This window comes from Streptomyces sp. NBC_01304, assembly GCF_035975855.1.
In the GTDB taxonomy this organism is placed as follows: Bacteria; Actinomycetota; Actinomycetes; order Streptomycetales; family Streptomycetaceae; genus Streptomyces.
The window spans coordinates 3,503,799-3,523,467 of record NZ_CP109055.1; the positions used below are offsets into that span (position 1 = coordinate 3,503,799).

The 19,669-nt window shown below is 68.9% G+C and carries 11 protein-coding genes and 1 pseudogene; 6 read left to right on the top strand and 6 right to left on the bottom strand.

Annotation, left to right across the window (positions count from 1 at the left end; translation table 11 throughout):
- Positions 1–4: 4 nt before the first annotated feature.
- The 4 genes from OG430_RS15180 to eccD all read right to left on the bottom strand — a co-directional run bounded on the left by OG430_RS15180 (position 5) and on the right by eccD (position 5,859).
- Positions 5–1,384 carry a M16 family metallopeptidase gene (locus OG430_RS15180; RefSeq protein ID WP_327353022.1) on the bottom strand — a complete coding sequence of 460 codons (1,380 nt, stop codon included), beginning with the start codon at positions 1,382–1,384 and terminating at the stop codon, positions 5–7.
- Complete coding sequence (locus tag OG430_RS15185; protein ID WP_327353023.1) at positions 1,381–3,600, bottom strand: polyribonucleotide nucleotidyltransferase; 2,220 nt, start codon at positions 3,598–3,600, stop codon at positions 1,381–1,383. Before OG430_RS15185 ends, OG430_RS15180 begins: the two co-directional genes overlap by 4 nt.
- A gap of 273 nt (positions 3,601–3,873) precedes the next feature.
- The gene (gene rpsO / locus OG430_RS15190) at positions 3,874–4,164 is read right to left on the bottom strand and encodes a 30S ribosomal protein S15 (protein WP_327353024.1); all 291 of its coding nucleotides are present in this window, start codon (positions 4,162–4,164) and stop codon (positions 3,874–3,876) included.
- A gap of 228 nt (positions 4,165–4,392) precedes the next feature.
- Complete coding sequence (gene eccD, locus OG430_RS15195; protein WP_327353025.1) at positions 4,393–5,859, bottom strand: type VII secretion integral membrane protein EccD; 1,467 nt, start codon at positions 5,857–5,859, stop codon at positions 4,393–4,395.
- Between the two features lie 272 nt (positions 5,860–6,131).
- Here eccD and eccCa point away from each other — a divergent pair, with 272 nt between their 5' ends.
- A complete protein-coding gene (eccCa, locus tag OG430_RS15200; RefSeq protein ID WP_327353026.1) occupies positions 6,132–10,079 on the top strand; it encodes a type VII secretion protein EccCa in 3,948 nt (1,315 codons plus the stop codon).
- A gap of 79 nt (positions 10,080–10,158) precedes the next feature.
- Here eccCa and OG430_RS15205 read toward each other — a convergent pair whose 3' ends face one another.
- Entirely contained in the window at positions 10,159–11,652 is a 1,494-nt protein-coding gene (locus tag OG430_RS15205) for an SUKH-4 family immunity protein (protein ID WP_327353027.1), read from the bottom strand.
- 142 nt (positions 11,653–11,794) lie between these two features.
- Here OG430_RS15205 and OG430_RS15210 point away from each other — a divergent pair, with 142 nt between their 5' ends.
- Together OG430_RS15210 and OG430_RS49460 are read left to right on the top strand one after the other, a co-directional pair.
- On the top strand, positions 11,795–12,175 hold the full coding sequence (locus OG430_RS15210) for a hypothetical protein (RefSeq protein ID WP_327353028.1): 381 nt from the start codon (positions 11,795–11,797) through the stop codon (positions 12,173–12,175).
- Positions 12,176–12,446: 271 nt separating this feature from the next.
- Positions 12,447–12,788 (top strand): annotated as a pseudogene (locus tag OG430_RS49460) (WXG100-like domain-containing protein); the annotation flags it as partial.
- Between the two features lie 212 nt (positions 12,789–13,000).
- On the opposite strand, the gene OG430_RS15220 reads toward OG430_RS49460, so the two are convergent.
- Entirely contained in the window at positions 13,001–15,061 is a 2,061-nt protein-coding gene (locus tag OG430_RS15220; protein WP_327353030.1) for a hypothetical protein, read from the bottom strand.
- A gap of 73 nt (positions 15,062–15,134) precedes the next feature.
- On the opposite strand from OG430_RS15220, the gene OG430_RS15225 reads away from it, so the two are divergent.
- From OG430_RS15225 to OG430_RS15235, 3 genes are read left to right on the top strand one after another with little or no spacing between them, the layout of a single operon-like run.
- Positions 15,135–18,470 carry a toxin glutamine deamidase domain-containing protein gene (locus OG430_RS15225; RefSeq protein WP_327353031.1) on the top strand — a complete coding sequence of 1,112 codons (3,336 nt, stop codon included), beginning with the start codon at positions 15,135–15,137 and terminating at the stop codon, positions 18,468–18,470.
- The gene (locus OG430_RS15230) at positions 18,448–19,299 is read left to right on the top strand and encodes an immunity 49 family protein (RefSeq protein ID WP_327353032.1); all 852 of its coding nucleotides are present in this window, start codon (positions 18,448–18,450) and stop codon (positions 19,297–19,299) included. Before OG430_RS15225 ends, OG430_RS15230 begins: the two co-directional genes overlap by 23 nt.
- Positions 19,300–19,336: 37 nt before the next feature.
- Entirely contained in the window at positions 19,337–19,663 is a 327-nt protein-coding gene (locus OG430_RS15235) for a hypothetical protein (protein WP_327353033.1), read from the top strand.
- Positions 19,664–19,669 lie beyond the last annotated feature (6 nt).

The following is a 19,669-nucleotide window of genomic DNA, read 5'->3' on the forward strand; positions in this document are numbered from 1 at the left end:
TCGGTCAGGAGATCGCTTCGTGCAGGCGGGCCGCCTGCTTGTCCTTCAGCGGGCCGATGACCGACAGCGAGGGACGCTGCCCCAGGATGTCGCGGGCCACCTCGCGGACCTCGTCGGGGGTGACGGCCGCTATCCGGGTCAGCATGTCGTCGACCGACATGTGGGTGCCCCAGCACAGCTCGCTCTTGCCGATGCGGTTCATGAGCGCACCGGTGTCCTCGAGACCGAGGACCGTCGAGCCGGAGAGCTGGCCGATGGCGCGGCCGATCTCGTCGTCGGAGATGCCGTGCGCGGCGACCTGGTCGAGCTCGTCGCGGCAGATCTTGAGCACGTCGTGGACCTGGCTCGGACGGCAGCCGGCGTAGACCCCGAAGAGGCCGCAGTCGGCGAAGCCCGAGGTGTACGAGTACACGCTGTACGCGAGGCCGCGCTTCTCCCGCACTTCCTGGAAGAGGCGGGACGACATGCCGCCGCCGAGCGCGGTGTTGAGCACGCTGAGCGCCCAGCGGCGCTCGTCGGTGCGGGCCAGGCCCGGCATGCCGAGGACCACGTGGGCCTGCTCGGTCTTGCGGTTGATCAGCTCCAGGCGGCCGGCCGTGCGGAGCGTGCGGCTGCCGTCGCGCGGGGCGATCGGGGTGGCCGCGGTGTCCGTCAGGGCACCCGCCTTCTCGAAGGCCCTGCGGACCTGGCGTACGACCTTGTTGTGATCCACGTTTCCGGCGGCCGCGACCACGAGGTGCCTCGGGTCGTAGTGCTTCTTGTAGAAGCGGCGGATACGGGACGCGTCCAGGCCGTTGACCGTGTCGACGGTGCCGAGGACCGGACGGCCGAGGGGGGTGTCGCCGAGCATGGTGTGCGCGAACAAATCGTGCACGCAGTCGCCCGGGTCGTCCTCGGTCATCGCGATCTCTTCGAGGATCACGCCGCGCTCGGCGTCGACGTCGGCCTGCTCGATGAGCGAGCCGGTGAGCATGTCGCACACCACGTCGATCGCGAGCGGGAGGTCGGTGTCGAGCACGCGCGCGTAGTAGCAGGTGAACTCCTTCGCCGTGAAGGCGTTCATCTCGCCGCCGACCGCGTCGATCGCGGCGGAGATGTCCAGGGCACTGCGCTTCTCGGTGCCCTTGAAGAGGAGGTGTTCCAGGTAGTGCGTGGCGCCGTTCAGGCTCGGGGTCTCGTCGCGGGAGCCGACGTTGGCCCAGATGCCGAAGGTCGCGGAGCGTACGGAGGGCAGGGTCTCGGTGACGACGCGGAGGCCGCCCGGCAGGGTCGTACGACGGACCGTGCCGATGCCGTTCTCGCCCTTGAGCAGGGTTTGGGTACGGGCGACGGCCCGCGCCTCCGAAGAGGTGCGGGCCGTCGCACGGGAACTACGGGACGTCACTTGTCGGCGTCGTCCTTCTTGTCCTCGGCACCCTCTTCGCCCTCGACCACGGGGATCAGGGAGAGCTTGCCGCGCGAGTCGATCTCGGCGATCTCGACCTGGACCTTGGAGCCAACGGCGAGGACGTCCTCGACGTTCTCCACGCGCTTGCCACCGGCGAGCTTGCGGATCTGCGAGATGTGCAGCAGGCCGTCCTTGCCCGGGAGCAGGGACACGAACGCACCGAAGGTCGTCGTCTTCACGACGGTGCCCAGGTAACGCTCGCCGACCTCCGGCATGGTCGGGTTGGCGATCGAGTTGATCGTGGCGCGCGCGGCCTCGGCCTGCGAGCCCTGCTGGGCACCGATGTAGATGGTGCCGTCGTCCTCGATCGTGATGTCGGCGCCGGTGTCCTCCTGGATCTGGTTGATCATCTTGCCCTTGGGGCCGATGACCTCACCGATCTTGTCCACCGGGATCTTGACCGTGATGATGCGCGGCGCGTTCGGGGACATCTCGTCCGGAACGTCGATCGCCTCGTTCATCACGTCGAGGATGTGCAGACGTGCGTCGCGGGCCTGCTTCAGCGCGGCGGCCAGGACCGAGGCGGGGATGCCGTCGAGCTTGGTGTCGAGCTGGAGCGCGGTCACGAACTCCTTGGTGCCGGCGACCTTGAAGTCCATGTCACCGAAGGCGTCCTCCGCACCGAGGATGTCGGTGAGGGCGACGTAGTGCGTGTCGCCGTCGATCTCCTGGGAGATCAGACCCATGGCGATACCGGCGACGGCGGCCTTGAGCGGCACACCGGCGTTCAGCAGCGACATGGTGGAAGCGCAGACCGAGCCCATGGACGTCGAGCCGTTGGAGCCGAGGGCCTCGGACACCTGACGGATCGCGTACGGGAACTCCTCGCGCGTCGGCAGCACCGGCACGATGGCGCGCTCGGCGAGAGCGCCGTGGCCGATCTCGCGGCGCTTCGGCGAACCGACGCGGCCGGTCTCACCGACGGAGTAGGGCGGGAAGTTGTAGTTGTGCATGTAGCGCTTGCGGGTCACCGGGGAAAGGGTGTCCAGCTGCTGCTCCATGCGGAGCATGTTCAGGGTGGTGACGCCCAGGATCTGGGTCTCGCCACGCTCGAACAGCGCCGAGCCGTGCACGCGCGGGATGGCCTCGACCTCGGCCGCGAGCGTACGGATGTCGGTCAGGCCACGGCCGTCGATGCGGACCTTGTCCTTGATGATGCGCTCGCGGACCAGCTTCTTGGTCAGCGCGCGGTACGCACCGGAGATCTCCTTCTCGCGACCCTCGAACTGCGGGAGCAGCTTCTCGGCGGCGATCTCCTTGACGCGGTCCAGCTCGGCGTCGCGCTCCTGCTTGCCGGCGATGGTCAACGCCTGCGACAGCTCGGAGGTGACGGCGGCGGACAGCGCCTCCAGGACGTCGTCCTGGTAGTCCAGGAAGACGGGGAACTCGCCGGTCGGCTTCGCAGCCTTGGCGGCGAGCTCGGCCTGGGCCTTGCAGAGGACCTTGATGAAGGGCTTCGCGGCCTCGAGACCGGCGGCCACGATCTCCTCGGTCGGCGCCTGGGCGCCGCCCTTGACGAGCTCGATGGTCTTCTCGGTGGCCTCGGCCTCGACCATCATGATCGCGACGTCGCCGTCCTCCAGGACGCGACCGGCGACCACCATGTCGAAGACGGCGTCCTCGAGCTCGGTGTGCGTCGGGAAGCCGACCCACTGGCCCTTGATCAGGGCGACACGGGTGCCGCCGATCGGGCCGGAGAAGGGCAGGCCGGCCAGCTGCGTGGAGCAGGAGGCGGCGTTGATCGCGACCACGTCGTACAGGTGGTCGGGGTTGAGCGCCATGATCGTCTCGACGATCTGGATCTCGTTGCGCAGGCCCTTCTTGAAGGAAGGACGCAGCGGGCGGTCGATCAGACGGCAGGTGAGGATCGCGTCCTCGGAGGGGCGGCCCTCGCGGCGGAAGAAGGATCCGGGGATCTTTCCGGCCGCGTACTGGCGCTCCTCGACGTCCACCGTGAGGGGGAAGAAGTCGAGCTGGTCCTTGGGCCGCTTGGAAGCGGTGGTGGCCGACAGCACCATGGTGTCGTCGTCCAGGTACGCAACGGCGGAGCCGGCGGCCTGCTTGGCGAGGCGGCCCGTCTCGAAGCGAATGGTGCGGGTGCCGAAGGTTCCGTTGTCGATAACGGCCTCGGCGTAGTGGGTCTCGTTCTCCACTAGCGTTTTCTCCTACGTATCGTCTTTCGTCCCCTGGCCCGTGTGGCCGGGGGACGTATCCGGAGAAGCGCGCCTTGGGTGCGGGCCGGTCTTCGATCGAAGCACCCGGGTTGTGTGTCCCGGGGGCCACTACCGAGGACCGGCGGCGGCTGAAGGGGCGCTTCTCCTCATCTGTGGCGTTGTGCGACCAGACTACTTAGGTCCGGTGACACAGCGCACGTACAGCAAAGGGAGCGGCCCCCTAAGAGTGGGAACCGCTCCCTTCAGCATGACTTACTTGGCGCCGCCGGCCGCACCGCGGCGGATGCCCAGGCGGTCGACCAGCGCACGGAAGCGCTGGATGTCCTTCTTGGCCAGGTACTGCAGAAGGCGGCGACGCTGGCCGACGAGGATCAGCAGACCCCGACGGGAGTGGTGGTCGTGCTTGTGCGTCTTGAGGTGCTCGGTCAGGTCCGAGATCCGGCGCGACAGCATGGCGACCTGGACCTCGGGGGAGCCGGTGTCGCCCTCCTTCTGACCGAACTCGGCAATGAGCTGCTTCTTCGTAGCGGCGTCGAGCGGCACGCGTACTCCTCTTAGGGTTCTGAGCGCCCACGAGTGCCCCTGGTCTAGTTCTCAGGGGAGCTTCCGTGACTCGGAGGCGGAAGACCGATGAGCGCAGCTCCCAGGGAAGCTCTCGCTTCGTTCCGGGGGCGCGTACACAAACGGCCGTTACACAGAGTACCAGCCGCCAGGAGTGCCCCTGACGGCTGGTAGTGGACTGCGGAACGCGGGCCTTTGGGGGCCCGGCGGTCAAATTCCGCCGCGGACCTTCTCGTACACGTCGAGGACGGCCAGGCAGAGCGGGATCAGCGAGAGCAGCACCAGGGAGTCCGCGAGGTCGAGCATCCGGCCCCAGAAGGGGGACAGGCCCTTCTGCGGGACGATCAGCGCGATCGCGATCAGGAGCAGCGCACCGCCCAGGACGCAGGCGCCGAGCCACAGGGTGCGGACGTCGACCGGAGCGGAGTTGCCCGTGTAGAAGTCCTTCAGGATCCCGAGCGGGGGCGAGATCGCGAGGCCGAGGATCAGCAGGCCGATCGTGATGACGCCGGCCACGAGGAGGCAGGTGACCTGCGCGGTGTAGCGGAACAGACGGGCCCGCAGCATCGCCGCGAGGCCGACCACGAGGGCCACCAGCTGGGCCCAGCCGCTGTCGCTGAAGCCGAGCACCGCGCCGCCGGCGCCGACGATGACGATCGCGCAGCCGCCGACCAGGCCGAGCATCAGCTCGTGGCCGCGGCTGGTCTGGGCCACGATGCGCTGGACGTCGACGGCCTCGAGGTTGCCCTCCTGGCCCTCGCGGCGGGCGCGGGCCAGGTCTTCCGGATTGCGGAAACCGATGGGGAGCTTCGCGAAGCGGGCCGACCAGCCGGGCAGGAAGCCGACGACGGCGATGGCGACGACCGCGGTCCCGGCGGCGATCTCGCGCGGCTCGGCCTCGGTGAGGATCCCGCAGAACGCGGCGAGCGTGCCGATCGTGGCGGCCAGCGCCGCGGCGACGAACGGGGCGTCGCCCGACGGAAGCAGCATGATCAGGACGACGGAGAAGATCAGTACGGCCACACAGCCGACCAGGAACTGAAGCCGGCCCGGCCCCTCGCCCACGTCCTGCGACAGCACACCCGAGCCCGCGATGAGCGCGTGCGGCAGGGAGGCGATGCCGAGGGCGACCGCGGCGCCGCGGTCGTCGTACACCCGGGCCCGTACACCCGCGAGAGCCGTCAGCGAGATGGCGACGACGCCCGCGACGAGGCCCTGCAGGCCGTGCATGTCGTGGAAGAGCGGGTCCGCGAACCAGAAGACGAAGCCGAGCATCGTCAGCAGGAGCACGCCCGAGACCAGGCCGGCCACCCGCATGAGGTTGTCGTTCCAGCCGCGCAGGTCCTGCTTAACGGCCGTGGCGACCGCGTCCACCACGTCGTCGTGGACGGCCGGGGGCAGCGAGTCGGCGAAGGGGCGAAGGAGCAGCACCTCGCCGTCCCTGACCCGGTGCTCCTGGAGCGAGCGGCTGGCGTCCAGAACGTCTCCGTCGCGGCGCACCAGGTGGTAGCCGGCGAGAGCGTTGTCCGCGTGGGCCATGCCCGACAGCCGGATGATCTCGGGATAGATGTCCTGGATCGGCAGGTCCTCGGGCAGCGCGACGTCGATGCGACTGTCCGGCGCTGCGACGGTGACCCGGCAGAACCCAGTTGATGACCCGACTGTGCCCGTGCTCACCTGGTGATCCCCCTGCTGGACAAGGTCTGCGATTGCCTCTACTACGCCGTTCGTACGACGCGGAGCGCCACCCTATCGCCCACCTGTGACCGTGGGCCCCCCGCCTCCCTCATTTCTCCTCGCTCCCCCTTCGCATCTCCACCCCCTCCTGCCTCCCTGGGTGTCAGTGCTTGACAGTAGGATCGGCGCCTACGCGTCCCGCCTCTGTGGGCCGGGGGTCCGGGGTCAGCCCCGGGAAAACACAGCCAGCAACGCGAAGGATGAGTGCATCGGTGAGCGTCGTCATCATCAAACGGCAGCCACGGATCCAGCTGCCCGCTGTCCCGGACGGCGAGGTGAAGCTGGAGTCCCCGCCCGAGATTCCGCGGGAGGGCGACGAGGGCGTGCTGATGAACCTGCTGCCGATGCTCGGCATGCTCGGTTCCGTCGGCTTCTTCTTCATGCCTAACCTGCCCCCCTTCATGCGCGTCGTCGGTGGTCTGATGCTGGCCTCGACGCTCGCCATGGCCATCGCCCAGTTCGCCAGGTCCCGCCAGCAGGGCGGCGGCGCGGGGATGGCGCAGGACCGGCGTGACTACTTCCGCTATCTGGAGCAGGTCCGCAAGGACGTGCACAAGACGGCCGATCTGCAGCGCCGCACCCAGCTCTTCCAGCACCCGGACCCGGACCAGCTGTGGGCGCTCGCGGCCGACGGCAGGCGCCTTTGGGAGCGCCGTCCCTCGGACGCCGACTTCTCCTCCGTACGGATGGGTCTCGGCACACAGCAGCTGAACACCCCGCTCGTCGCGCCGGAGACGGCGCCGAAGGAGGAGCTGGAGCCGCTCACCGCGGCGGCGATGAAGGCGTTCCTCGACGCGCACGGCAGCATCTCCGACCTGCCGGTCGCCGTCTCGCTGCGGGCCTTCTACCACGTGGCCATCGCGGGCGACACGGACACGGTGTACGGCAACGCGCGCGCGGTCGTCTCGCAGCTCGCCACCCTGCACTCCCCCGAAGACCTGCTGATCGCCGTGGTCGCGCACCCGGCGGCCGCCGCGGACTGGGACTGGATCAAGTGGCTGCCGCACAGCCAGCACCCGAAGCAGAAGGACGGCGCGGGCTCGGCCCGGCTGCTCTTCGACGACCTCGGTGAGCTGGAGGAAGCCCTCGCGGACCAGCTGTCGGACCGGCCGCGCTGGAACCGCGACGCGAACCCGCTCTACGACCAGCCGCACCTCGTCGTCATCCTGGACGGCGGCACCGTCCCGCCCGACTCCGAGCTGGCCGGCGCCGAGGGCCTGCAGGGCGTCACCTTCCTGGAGATGGCGCCCGGCGAGCTGGAGGACGAGCTCCGCGGCGGCCTGACCGCGTACGTACACCCGAATCGTCTGAAGCTGTACGTGGGCCACGAGTCGGCGTACACCGGCACGGCCGACGTCCTCAAGGCCGAGCAGGCCGAGTCGCTGGCCCGGCAGCTGGCCGCGTTCCGCGTCGGCTCCGCCGAAGAGGGCGAGCCGCTGCTCTCCAACCTGGACTTCACCGACCTGATGGGCATCGGTGACGCGGGCACGGTCGACGTGTCGCGCACTTGGCGACCGCGCACCCTGCACGAGCGGCTGCGCGTGCCGATCGGTGTCGGCGAGAGCGGCGAGCCGGTCATGCTCGACCTCAAGGAGGCCTCGCAGGAGGGCATGGGCCCGCACGGCCTGTGCGTCGGAGCGACCGGTTCCGGTAAGTCCGAGGTACTTCGTACGCTGGTGCTCGGCCTCGCCGTGACGCACTCGTCGGAGACCCTCAACTTCATCCTCGCGGACTTCAAGGGTGGTGCGACCTTCGCCGGTATGGCGGACATGCCGCACACCGCGGCCGTCATCACCAACCTCGCGGACGACCTCACGCTCGTCGACCGCATGCGTGACTCGATCCAGGGTGAGACGCAGCGCCGCCAGGAGCTGCTTCGTACGGCGGGCAACTACGCGAACATCCACGACTACGAGAAGGCGCGCGCGGCCGGTGCGGCGCTCGAGCCGCTGGCCTCGCTGGTGATCGTGCTCGACGAGTTCTCCGAACTCCTCACCGCCAAGCCCGACTTCATCGACATGTTCATCCAGATCGGCCGTATCGGCCGTTCGCTGGGTGTGCACTTGCTGCTCGCCTCGCAGCGTCTGGAAGAGGGCAAGCTGCGCGGCCTGGACACCTATCTCTCGTACCGCATCGGTCTGCGTACGTTCTCGGCCGCCGAGTCGCGTACCGCGATCGGTGTGCCGGACGCCTATCACCTGCCGTCGATCCCGGGTTCCGGGTATCTGCGGTACGACACCGACACGATGGTCCGCTTCAAGGCCGCGTACGTGTCCGGTGCCTACCGCGGCGAAGGCCCCTCGCGCGTGCAGCGCTCCACGCAGCTGCGGCCCGCGGTGTTCACGGCGACCGAGGTGGCACTGCCGCCGCAGCCCGTGATCGAGGAGCCGGACACCTCGAACGAGGTGGACGACGCCCTCGCCGACACCGTGCTCGACGTCATCGTCGGCAAGATGATCAACCAGGGCCCCCCGGCCCACCAGGTGTGGCTGCCCCCGCTGGAGGAGGCGCCGTCCCTGGAGCAGTTGCTGCCGCAGCTGGCGGTCACGCCCGAGCGTGGTCTGACCGCGCCGGAGTACACCGCGCTCGGCCGGCTCAATGTGCCGGTCGGCCTCGTGGACAAGCCGTTCGAGCAGCGGCGTGACGTGCTGTACCGGGACTTCTCCGGTGGCGCCGGTCACGGTCTGTTCATCGGTGGTCCGCAGTCCGGCAAGTCGACGCTGCTCCGCACGATGATCTCGGCGTTCGCCTTCACGCACACGCCGAGCGAAGTGCAGTTCTACTGCCTGGACTTCGGTGGCGGTGGCCTCATCGCCATGGAGGAGCTGGCACACGTCGGTGGCGTCGCCAACCGTCTGGACGCCGAGAAGGTACGCCGTACGGTCAGCGAGGTCTCGGGGATCCTGAACGAGCGCGAGGAGTACTTCCGCGCGAACAACGTCGACTCGATCACGACCTTCCGCCAGCGCCGCGCGCAGGGCCTGCTGCCCGACCAGAAGTGGGGCGACGTCTTCCTCATCGTCGACGGCTGGGCGACCTTCAAGACGGACTACGAGGCGCTCGAGGCGACCGTCACCGACATGGCGACGCGCGGTCTCGGCTTCGGTGTGCACGTCATCCTCACCGCGAGCCGCTACACCGAGGTGCGGCCCGCGCTGAAGGACATGCTGCAGAACCGCATCGAGCTGCGGCTCGGTGACCCGACCGAGTCCGAGATCGACCGCAAGGTCGCGCAGAACGTCCCGGCGGCCGTCCCCGGCCGCGGTCTGACCCAGGACAAGCTGCACTTCATGACGGCGCTCCCCCGGGTCGACGGCTCCTCGGAGACCGAGGACCTGTCGGACGCGACGGGCGTGCTCATCCGCGGCATCAACGAGAACTGGCAGGGCAACCCCGCCCCGGCCGTGCGACTGCTGCCGACGATCCTGGAGTCCGACCGCCTGCCCAAGGGCTTCGAGCACCCGGACCGCGGTGTCGCCTTCGGCATCGACGAGTCGCAACTCGCGCCGGTCTTCGTGGACTTCGAGACCGACCCGCACTTCATCGTCTTCGGTGAGAGCGAGTCCGGTAAGTCCGCGGTGCTCCGGATGCTCATCAAGCAGATCACCGAGCGGTACACCCCGGAGCAGGCGAAGATCGTCATGGGTGACTACCGCCGTGCGCACCTGGAGGGCATCCCCGAGTCGCACCTCTCGCGCTACTGCGCCTCGGCGCCGGCCCTGACCGAGACCCTGGAGGGCCTCGCGGGCTCGCTGCACCGCCGGATGCCGGGTCCGGACGTCACGCCGGAGCAGCTGCGCAACCGCAGTTGGTACTCCAGCCCGGACGCGTTCGTCATCATCGACGACTACGACCTGGTGGCCACGGGCATGAACCCGCTCTCGCCGCTCCTGGAGTACCTGCCCTTCGCCCGCGACGTCGGCCTGCGCGTCATCATCGCGCGCGCGTCGGGCGGCGCCAGCCGCTCGCTGTACGAGCCGGTCATGCAGCGCCTGAAGGAGCTCGGCGCCCAGGGCCTGGTCATGTCCGGGGACCGTGGCGAGGGGCAGCTGCTCGGCAACATCTATCCGCAGCAACTCCCGCCGGGGCGTGGCCAGTTCCACACCCGTCGGCGGGGCGGGCAGATGGTGCAGACGGGGTGGCTGCCGGCTCGGTACTGATCGATCCGTCGGTACGTTTGTGAAGGGGCGGCACCCGAGTCGGGTGCCGCCCCTTCACATGTCCTGGGTGCGGGCGGGCTCAGAAGAGCCCGTGCCACATCTGGTCGACGATCGTGGCCCACCAGTTGTCGCGCTCCAGGGCGCGGGCGTCGATCGCGACGAGCCGCTCCTGGAACTGCTTCACGGCCGCGCCCGCCTGGTGCGGGTCCATGCCCACCATGCCGTTGCGGGTGGCGACGAGCAGGGCGAGGGAGCGTACGAACGCCGGGACCGAGGTGTTCACCAGGCGGCCCGAGCCCGACTTGGGGCTGGCCGCCCAGACCAGGCCCTGCCATTCGGGAGAGCCCGCGCACTGCACGGTGATCTCGGCCCAGCCGTCGGTGCCGATGCGGACGTGCCCGGCGAGCGTGGCGAGTTGGGCCTCGGGGATCTGGGCGCCCTGGTGGCGCAGATGGCTCGCGGCGTCCATCACCGGGTGGCCGGGCCTGGCCGCGCCGAAGAAGAAGGGCACGTCCGCCGGGAGGCCGGCGACGGTCAGCGTCTGCACGGCAGCCGGGGGCAGCGGGTGCATGGCCAACTCCTGGGGCGCGAAGCGGCGTACGCCGCTGCCGCCCTCCTCCTCGCCGAAGAGCTTGTCGAGGTGCAGGCCGAGGTCGGCGTCGGGGACGGCACGCGCGGGCGTGATCTGCGCGGGGAGCGGCGCCCGGTGGGGACGCGGTGGGGGCTGCTGCCCGCCGATGCTGTGGATCATCTCGACGTGCTGGATCAGTGCGGCGACGCCGTTCTCCCGCTCCTGCTCGAACATCCCGTACTCCTGCGCACAGGAGAACTGCGCCGTGGGCAGCGCGCCGGAGAGCAGGAACTCCCCCGTGTAGCCACCGGGGAGGAGGGCGGGGCGCAGGTCGGTGTGGACCCCGACGACGTTCTGCGGCGGCACGTTCATGCGGATCAGCTCGTGGTACGCCTGGATCTCGGCCTGGGGGACGCCCGGGGCCGAGTTCTTGAAGAGCGAAGTCTCCTCGCCGTTGGCCGGGTTGACGTACGTGAACACCGCGGTGTTGCCAGGGCCGGTGACCGGGGCCTGCTCGGTGGTGGGGCCTCCCGTGCCGGGGCCTCCGGCTGCGGGGCCGGCGGCCACCTGCGCCATGACCGCGTCCGGGTTTTGGGCGAACTGCTGGGCGAAGGCGAGCGCCGCCCGCATCGACGGGTCGTCGTCGGATATCTGGGGCGCCTGCCGGTCGCCGCCCTGGGGCGGGGGCGGGGGCATCTGGGCGTGCGGTGCGGGAGTGCCGTGCTTGTCCTCGTACATCCTGATGACCTCCTCGACCGGGACGGCGGACGGCCAGGTCGACAACTCACCGGTGCCGCGGTCCACCACTCCGCTGGCGCCGCCGATCTCGGCGGGCGGGCGGCGCGCTCCGGTCACCGGATCGATCTCCATCGGCGGCGGTGCCGCCCACACCACCCAGCCGAGCGAGAACTCCTGCATGAGCACTTCGCGGCGCTGTCCTGCGGGTGCGGCACCGTTCAACCAGCGGTCGGCGGTGGCGAAGGCCTGCTCCTGGGTGGTCACGGAGGGCTCCTTGAGGCGTGTGGGGATGCATGGCGCTGTTACGGGGGTTGTGACCATCGACCCTAAACGACCGGTGTGACAAGCAGAGCGCGGGCGCTACGCTGAAGCGGCGAGAGCTAATACCGAGCAACGGGGGGCAGTTGTGGCCGACGATCCGTACGTCATCGAGCCCGGAAGCTACAAGACCGAGGGCTTCCACATGTACGAGGTGGGCCAGGCCTTCGCCAAGGCGGCCAAGGAGCTTTCCACCGGGCTCGAGGCGCTCGAGAAGGGCGACACCCCGCCCTGGGGCGACGACGAGTTCGGGGAGAACTTCGGCGTGCCCTACGAAGGTCTGCGCAAGGGCTTCGACGAAGCGATGCCGAGCCTCGCGGAGCGGATCGCGGGCATCGGGGTCGCGTTCTCGCAGATCGGCATCCGCAACGAGAAGCAGGAACAGAAGGAACACGACACCTACCAGCAGATCACGGGCCAGTACGACGGCCAGGTCGGCGCCAAGGTGTCCTCCATCAAGAGCGTCTAGCCGTCCCGAGGGTGTCTGTGCCGCATACGGGATGCCGCATGCGGGATGCGGGATGAGGGCCGTTCTTGCGTCAAGTCTTGGCATCGACTCTTGCATCAAGGCTGTGACACGAACCCCCTCCAGTTGAAGGCGGGGCGCTGGGTAAGCTCTGGGAACCGCTGTACTTCGTGTGACTTCCCTATCGCTCGGGGGAGTTGCACGGCCGGTTGCCTAACGGGGGAGCGCTGCTGTGTCGATCATGCTGCCGGACGAACTCGAGTGGGTCCTCGAGATGCTCGGCTTCAGTTGGCCGACCGCCGACGAGGACAAGCTGCGCGCCTGCGGCGACCTCTGGTTCAAGTTCGCCGACGACTGCGACGCGCTGCACATCAGGGCGAACCAGAGCGCCAGCCTCGTGGTGTCCGCGAACGCCGGTCCGGCGATCGAGGCTTTCCAGAAGTCGTACAAGAAGTTCTCCACCGGTAGCGACGGCTACTTCGCGGACGCGGCGCAGGCCGCCAGGATCATCGGTGGCGTGCTGTACGCCGTCTCGGTCGTCGTCCAGATCGCCAAGTACGCCGTCATCGCCCAACTGATCGCGCTCGCCATCGAGATAGCCGCGGCCGCGGCGGCGGCACCCTTCACCTTCGGCCTTTCGGCAGCAGCCGGCGCCGGCGCCACGCAGATCGCCAGGATGGTGGTCAGGCGACTGCTCGATGAGCTCAAGAAGGCGCTCCTAGAGGCCATCGTGGAGTGCATGAAGGAACCGGTCGTCTCCGCGATCCAGGAGATGATCACCGACCTGGTGCGCCAGACCGTGAACGTCGGCTTCGGCGCCCAGCAGGGCTACGACCTCGGCGCCACGGCGAAGGCGGGCAAGGACGGCGCCTGGGAGGCCATCAAGCAGACCCCGCAGACCTTCGGCGAGAGCGTGCGGGACAGCCTGGGCAGCAAGGCCGGCGGCAAGACGCGCGATGCGGCCGAGAACTTCGCCAACGGGAACTCGTCCCAGGCGCCGGGGTCCGGGGACGGGGGCTCCTCGAATTCGTCGAACTCGAATTCGTCCGGCTCCGATTCGTCTTCGTCGAATTCCGGATCCGACTCGAATTCTTCGGGCTCGGATTCGTCTTCGTCCAACTCCAACTCCTCTGACTCCAACTCCTCTAACTCCTCCAACTCCAATTCCAACTCGTCGGACTCGAATTCCTCGGACTCCAACTCCAATTCGTCGAACTCGAACTCCGCTCCACGGTCCTCCCCGGACATCGGCGGCACCGTCCAGGCAGACGCGGGCAACGACGGCCCGTCCCCTGGCGCCGACCTGGGCAACCGCCCCGGCTCCGACAGCGGGCCGAGCTCCTCGGACCCCTCACCCAGCACGCCGGACAGCAGCCCGGCGCCGTCGCCGCGGTCGTCGCTGCCGGACTTCGACGACCCGGGGCCGAGCAGTCCGCCTTCCAACTCCGGTGACAGCAACGGCAGTTCACCGAGCAGCGGAAACTCGCCGTCTCCGGGCGGGCCGAGCAGCAGCGGCCCCTCTTCGCCGTCGCCCTCGTCGCCTTCGCCCTCCGCTCCCCCGTCCGCGGCCCCGAGCTCGTCGGGCGGCAGCAACAGCGGCGGTGGCATCAGCACGAACGTCGACAGCCTCGCGGCGACCGCGCCCCACGCGTCGAACTCCGCCCCGCCGCCGCCCACGTCCGACCCGTCGCCGTCTTCCGCCCCCCGCTCCGACGGCTCATCCGGCATGCCTACGTCGCCGACCACGGGCGGCGACGGTGGGGCGTCCAACCGGCCGGGTGGCGGTACGCAGACCGCCGGCAGCTCGCCTTCGGGGAGCAGTCCGACGAGCCCCAACCCGTCGTCGAACAGGCCTGCGGGGAACCCTTCCTCCACCACGCCTTCGAGTTCGGGGCCGGCTTCCACGCCGAGCGTCACGTCGCCGAACTCCGGGCGGGGGGCTACGCCTGGCCCGTCTTCCTCCAGCACGCCGGGGTCGAGTACGCCTGGGTCGAGCACGCCCAATGCGGGCAGCCCGAACAGCAGCACGCCTGGGGCCGGTCGGCCGAGTGCCGCGACTCCTGGGACGAGCACGCCCGGGTCGACTCCTGGGACGACACCCGGGTCGAGCACGCCGAACTCGGGGAACCCGAGCAACAGCACGACGCCTGGGTCTAGCAGGCCGGGTACGAGTACGCCGAGTGCAAGCACGCCGAGCACGAGCACGCCCGGGACCAGCAATCCCAGCAGCACGCCCAGCACAAGCACACCCAACGCGAGCAACCCCAGCACCAGCACGCCCAGTACGAACACTCCGGGCACAGCCACGCCCAACACCGGCAACCCGAGCACCACGCCCGGCTCGAACACGCCCACCAACACGAACACGGCCGGGACGAACACCCCGGGGACGAACAACCCGCTCTCCGGCAACCCGAACACGAACACCCCGGGCGGGAACAGGCCCGGCAACAACACGCCCGGCTCGAACGACCCCAGCACGAGCAATCCGAGCACGAGCACGCCCGGGCCCACGACGTCGAACCCGTCTCCCTCGACTTCGACGCCCTCGAACACCTCGACGCCGAGCAACTCGACCCCGGGCAACTCCTCGCCGACCCGGCCGAATTCGGCGAACCCGTCGTCGAACCAGACCCAGCCGAACCAGTCGGCCCCGCCGAGGAACACGCCGCCGGCGAGCACCCCGACGCCGACCTCGAACCCGAGCAGTACGCCGGACTCCAGCACGCCGGGCCGTACGCCCGACAGGCCGAGCACGCCCGGTCCCAACGCGCCTGCCGCCACGCCGAACCCGACCCCGGGCAACAAGCCCCAGCAGCCTGCGGGCAACACGCCGAACCAGCCGAGCAACAGCACTCCGAACACGCCGAACCAGCCGGCCAACCCCAACCAGCCCAATCCGCAGCAGAGCCAGACCCCGCCGGCGAACAACCCTCAGCAGCAACAGCCGACGCCCGTTCCGGTGCCCACGCCCACGCCGAGCCCCACGCAGCAGACGCCGAACGAGAACACGCCCAACGGCCCCGAGGCCCCCGGCTCACCGCAGAACCCGGGGAACGACTCGAAGGACGACAACCCCAAGACCGACAGCGTCCAGGACATCCGGGACAACATGGATCACGAGCCGGGCGGTCTCGGCCCGGTCCACCCGGACGACCAGGACCTGTTGGAAGATTCGTTCCCGCGGAACGAGGACGGCACCCCGGAACGGTTCCCCGACCCCTTCGCGGGCTGGGTCCAGGTGCAGAACGACGGCGGCGACGAGGTCCCGGGCCGAAGCAACAACTGTGCGGACTGCTCCCGTTCATTCATCGAGAGTTACCGCGGCAACCCACAGGTCTCCGCTCCGCGCACGCTCGACACCGACGAGCACGGCAACCTGGACACCAGGAGCCCCGAGGACGACGCGAACGACAACCAGATCAGTTGGGCAGGCGCCCCGCACAGCTATGCCGGTACCGGGAGCGACCCCGACACCGCCGCCCGTATCGAGCAGGAACTGCTGCAGGCGGGGCACGGCTCCACGGCCATCGTGCAGGTCGACTGGCCGAATGGCGGCGGCGGCCACGCCTTCGCCGCCGTCAACCACAACGGCACCGTCGTCTGGGTGGACTCCCAGAGCGGCGAGGTCAGCCATGACCCGCTGCACATCGCGAACGCCGAGCACGTCTGGCACATCCCCATGGACCCCGACGGGAATCCGCTGCATCCCGCTCAGAACAGCACGGATGAGTCCGAGGGCCAGAACGACGACGAGGCGCAGCCGGAGAACACCGAGAACAACAACGAGTCGCAGCCCGAGGCCACTGAGAACAACGAGAACAACGGGCAGCCGGAGAGCGACCCGCAGAACGACACCTCGAAGCAGGGCGACGACCCCGACACGGGCGACACCTCCCCCACCTCGACGGATCCCACGACCCCGGACACTTCGAACGACGGGGACGGGGACACCGCCCAGCCGTCCACGCCCGATCAGGACTCGACGCCGGACGCGACGCCGGACGCGACGAACGACAAGCCCGAGACCGAGCCGGAGACCAAGACCGACCCCGAGCCCGAGAACGGCCAGCCGCAAGGCGAGAGCGACAAGCAGTCCCCACCGGACAGCGCACCGGAAAACACGCCGGACAGCCAGGAGCCGTCGCAGGACACCGCGGAAAGCCCTCAGCCGACCCCGGATCCGGACAACAGCAACACCGATACGCAGCCGCAGCCGCAGCCGCAGCAGTCGCCCTCCCCCGAGAACCCTTCGGACCCCGAGACTCCCTCGGACCCGGAGACCCCCTCGGAACAGAAGGACCCGACGCCGGCCGAAACACCGAGCACGCCCGACCAGCAGTCGCACCCGGACGATCCGACGGACCCCGACGGGCACGGACCGACCCCCGACAAGGAGTCCCAGCAGCCGACTCCGACGACGGAGAGCCCGGCCAAGCCCGACTCTCCTTCGGAGCACGGGGAGTCCCCCACCCACACCACGCCCGACAACACCGAGAACGGCACCCCGGACAAGGGCACCCCACCCCCTCGGACCACTCCGGACACCCCGAGCGACCCGATCAACCGGGACAACCCTCAGCAGACCACCACGCCTTCGGACCCGCGTACGTCCATTCCGCACCAGCAGACCGGGGACCCGCGGACCACCGACCCGCGCGCCGCCGACCCCCGCACGACGGATCCGCGTACGTCCGATCCCCGCACTCCGGACCCTCGTACGCCGGACCCGCATCGGGACACTCCCACTCAGCAGAAGCCCGAGAGCAACGAGATCAACAACCGGCCCGACGGCCGGGACCCGAACACCTCGCCGCGGCCGGACCAGACACGTCCTGATCACCGGGACGACCCTCAGTCTCAGACCCCGGACAAGGACCCGTCCGAGACCCCGGACCAGACCCGGCCCGACGACACGAACAAGCCGCCTGCCGAGACCCAGGGCGACCGGCCGAGCAACATGAACAAGGACTCGGCCGTCCCTGCGCGCGAGAGCCTGCCCGACGGCAAGAACGCCGATGCGGCCCGGCACATCAACGAGGCCACTGCCGGCAAGAAGCCCTTGTACGGGGAAATCGCTCCCGAGAACCCGGCGAACACGACGAAGCCGGAGACACCGCAGCGCCCCGAGGGGCCGGCGCAGCCCGCGGGCGACCCGATCAACAACCCAAGGACGGACGAAGAGTGGATCGACCACATCGTCCACCTGGCGAACACCGATCCCGAATTCTTCAAAGCCCACTACGACGTGGACAAGAACGGCGTTGCCTCCCGGAAGTCACGCGAGGACAAATACAAGGGCCACACTCTGCCCATTCTTCGCGCCACGGGTGATCCTCAAAAGCCGTGGATGGCGAAGAGCAGGGTTCCACAGCCCGAGCCTCCCAAGTACGTCGACCCGACCGTGAAGCCTGTGGGCCGGACCGCTGGGGGGCCCCGGAGGACCGAGGGTCCCTCCGACCGAGACCTTGGCATACTCGATGGCCAGGCCGAGTCCCGGGCAGACGCGATCGAGGCGGACAAAGTCCCGCACACGAAGAGGGAAGCGGCACAGAAGGATCTCGAGGCGAACAACACTCCCGAGAACCAGGCAGCCTTCAAAGAAGCCGACGACGAGCACAGGCCACTCCACGCCGCGCGGGGCAAGGAGAGCGAGAAGTACGGAGACGCGGTCGCCGAGTTCCACGCGATCCCCAACGAGTTCGGTGAGGATGCCAACCGCGTCGACAACCGCGGCGAAGGAAACAACCGGTTCGACCAGATATGGACCGCATCGCCGAACGAGCCCGACTTCGACTACATCGTCGTCGAGTGCAAGGGTTCACTGCAGGCCGGAGAGGGAGATCGCCAAGGACTCCCGCCCGACGCGAATGATCCCGACCGTCCGGAGCCCGGGGCGGACGACCAGGATACGACCGGAGCCGACAGCCAGGAGGCAGACAGCGACGGGGACGGAGACGGGGACGCCGCAGGCCCGGCCGTCCGGCAGGTGTCCCAGGGCACTCGGGAGTACTTCAAGACGATCCTGCACGAGATGGACAAGCGCGGCCTGAAGGGATTGGACGATGCGGAGCGAGAGCCCGATCCTGTCAAGGCCGAGCAGATGCGCAAGGCAGCGCAGGATGAACTGGACCTGGCAGAGAACCTGCGCACGGCTCTCAAGGAGAACCGTGTGAAGTATGTGCTGGTGAAGGGGAACTCCGACGAGGACAAGAAGACACACGAGGGATACCTGATGAAGGAATACGACATCAGCCTCCCCAAGAAGGACGAAAATGATCAAGATTCCGCGTCATGAATTCCCCACGGGGGCATTGCCTCAGGTGCTGAAGGTGCTGGAGCGAAGGCTGAATGGGGAACTGGAGGACCTCACGGAGAATGCCGAATGGTTCTCCATGGCCCTGAGCTCTGCGACCACTGCCCTTGACAGGCGCTGCTCGGGGGATCCCAAGGCCGACAAGCTGGAGACCTGGAAGGCCTGTGTCACCGCGATGCAGATCGGCCACGCCCTCTTCGTCGCGGCCCGCGCAACGACACCTACCGTCACCTGTCGAGTCGGCCCTGACGAGCATGTCTTCAGTTCCGGCACCGGCCCTTGGGCCCACGCAGGCAACTGGCTCACAGCCTTCTGGCTGTCCTGCGTATGCCGTGACAGGCAGCGTACGAACGACCTGTGCCAGGTACCCGTCTCCCTGCTGCGCGAAGCCGGCGGCTTCGATGAGTACATGTACTCCTGGGTCGAAGCACTGCAGGCGTACTGGCTCAAGCAACCGGAACTCGGCGACAAGCTGGTCGAGGCCGTGGACGGCACCGACCCCGAAGTGCTCCGGCCCGCCTCACGAAGCGCCGTGCTGAACCTCGTGTACCCGCCCATGTACCTCTTGACCCAGGTGGTCCGCGGGGACCAGGAAAAGTTCACCACCGCTCTGACCAAGACCGTCGAATGGCACAAGGACTACTGGACCCGCGACGAGGAACTGGCGCGCGACTCCGACGGCCTCATCGCCCTCGGCCCGCTGGCCCTCGCCTGCCTGGCCCTCGACTCCGGATTCACCGTCGACGTCGAATCGGAGTACCTGCCCAAGTACCTCCTCGACGGCGGCTGGGTGGACGAGTTCCCCACCTAGGACCCAGCAGGACACCGACACAGCAGAGAGGCAGCCCATGGCTCCGGACACCCCCACTCCAGCACCCGTGGATCCACCGACCACCCCTGAGCAGGCGCTGGCCATCGTCCGCAGCCGCTACGCCGATCCCAAGCTCCCCGACGGCACCCCCGTCGAGCAGCGCGTCCAGGAATTCGACATCGGCTACCTCGTGTACTCGGTTTCCCCGCCCCGCACCGGCCTCACCGCTCCCTCAGCTCCCTCAGCACCCGGCGGTGCCCACATCGTGGTGTCCAAAGCGACCGGCGAAACGGTCAGCGTCCCCAACTTCCCCCCCGAGCTGGCCATCGCTCGCTACCGCAAGAAGCGCGGACTGGGCGCCTGACGCACA